Source organism: Polaromonas sp. P1_G4, from assembly GCF_056405475.1.
This window is the reverse complement of sequence record NZ_JBFUCA010000678.1, coordinates 1-1,829: the sequence shown is the minus strand read 5'-3', so window position 1 is coordinate 1,829 and position 1,829 is coordinate 1. Positions and strand designations below refer to the sequence as shown.

Annotated in this window: 3 protein-coding genes; all 3 read left to right on the top strand. The window is 64.5% G+C overall.

Annotation, left to right across the window (positions count from 1 at the left end; all coding sequences use genetic code 11):
- Positions 1–401 (top strand): branched-chain amino acid ABC transporter permease (locus AC1D1X_RS22140; protein ID WP_477699200.1); only part of this gene is annotated, 401 nt, incomplete at its 5' end.
- Complete coding sequence (locus AC1D1X_RS22135) at positions 398–1,141, top strand: ABC transporter ATP-binding protein (protein ID WP_477670354.1); 744 nt, start codon at positions 398–400, stop codon at positions 1,139–1,141. The genes AC1D1X_RS22140 and AC1D1X_RS22135, both read left to right, overlap by 4 nt.
- Positions 1,138–1,829 (top strand): ABC transporter ATP-binding protein (locus AC1D1X_RS22130; RefSeq protein WP_477699199.1); only part of this gene is annotated, 692 nt, incomplete at its 3' end. The genes AC1D1X_RS22135 and AC1D1X_RS22130, both read left to right, overlap by 4 nt.

Genomic DNA, 1,829 nt, shown 5'->3' with positions numbered 1-1,829 from the left:
CCTTTGTGGGCTACAACGTGTGGCTTTACAAGTGGCTGGCCTTCACGATCTCCACCGCGGTGGCGGGCCTGGCCGGTGCGCTGTTCGCCATGGCGCAGCAGTCGGCCTACCCCAACGTCATGAGCCTGCACAACTCGGGATTCGTCGTGATGATGGTGCTGATAGGCGGCGGCCTCGTAAGTTTTTGGGGCCCCATCATCGGCGCCACTTTCTTTATTCTGGCGCGTGACCTGCTGGGCGCCTACACCGAGACCTGGCTGCTCTGGTATGGCCTCGTCTTCATGGCGATGGTGCTGTTCAAGCCCGAAGGCATTGCCGGCGCGTGGCAAGCCTGGAAGGCACGGCCGCGGCGCACTGTGGTGGCCAAACCCGTGACAACCCCCGCCGGAGGTGCACTGTGAAGCTCTTCGAGGCCAGCGGCCTGTCCAAACGCTTTGGTGCCCAGGTGGTGCTGCAAGACATCACGCTCAGCTTCAGGGAAGGTGAGCTCAACGGCATCATGGGCCCCAACGGCGCGGGCAAAACCACCTGCTTCAATGTGCTGACGGGCCGCTACAAGCCCGACCGCGGCCGTGTGACCTTTGCCGGCGAGGACATCACCGGCCTCTCGCCGCGGGAGATTGCCCGCAAGGGCGTGTCGCGTTCCTTCCAGATCATGAATTTGTTCGACAGCTACACCGCGCTCGACAACGTGCTGGTGGCCACGCCGCATGTGCGCAGGCAGGGCTTCAACCCCTGGCGCGATCTGGGCGCCGACAGCACGGCCCAGCAACTGGCCGCGGCCATCCTCGAGCGCGTCGGCCTCAAGGGCAAGGAGCACGTGCTGGCCAGCAGCCTGTCTTACGGCGAGCGCCGCGCGCTGGAGATCGGTGTAGCACTCGCAGCCGAGCCACGCATGCTCTTCCTCGACGAACCCACCGCCGGCCTGGGTGCCGAAGGCACGGCGCGCCTGATGGAGCTGGTGAAAGAACTCAAGCGCCAGCTCACGATTGTGATCATCGAACACGACATGAATTTCCTCTTCAAGCTCGCCGACCAGATCTCCGTCATCCACTGGGGCCAGGTCATCAGCCATGGCACGCCTGACCAGTTGCGTGAAAACGAATGGGTGCGGCGGTCCAACCTGGGGGCGCTGGCATGAGCGCGGTCCTGAAGTCCGTCATCAAAACCGTGTCGCCGCAGGCCGACATGCTGGCGGTGAACCGCATAGACACCTACTACGGCGAAACGCAGGTGCTGTTCGACATATCGCTGAAAGTCGGCGCCGGCGAAGTGGTGGCACTGCTGGGCCCCAACGGCGCGGGCAAGACCACGCTGCTTCGCTCCGTGCTCGGCCTCACGCCGCCACGCAAGGGCAGCATTGCCTTCGACGCGTGCGACATCACCCGTATGCCCACGCACGAGATCGCCAAGGCCGGCATGGGCTGGGTGCCGGACGACCGCCGCATCTTCCCGACGCTGACGGTAGCGCGCAACCTGGCTATCGCCCGCAAGACCACGCGCTTTCGCCCCTGGCAGGAGAAGGAATGTTTTGAAATCTTCAGCGCGCTCGAATACCTGATGCACCGCGAGTGCGAAAACCTCTCGGGCGGCGAAATGCAGATGGTCGCAATCTCGCGCGCGCTGCTGGGCTCGCCCGGCCTGGTGCTGTTCGACGAACCCAGCCAGGGCCTGGCGCCCAAGGTGGTGCAGGACGTGATGAAAACCATCAGCCGGCTCAAGGCCGAAGGCATCGCGGTGCTGGTGGTCGAGCAAAACGTGCAGAGCGCACTACAGGTGGCCGACCGCGCCTATGTGATGAACCAGGGCGTGATCGTCCACGAGGGCCC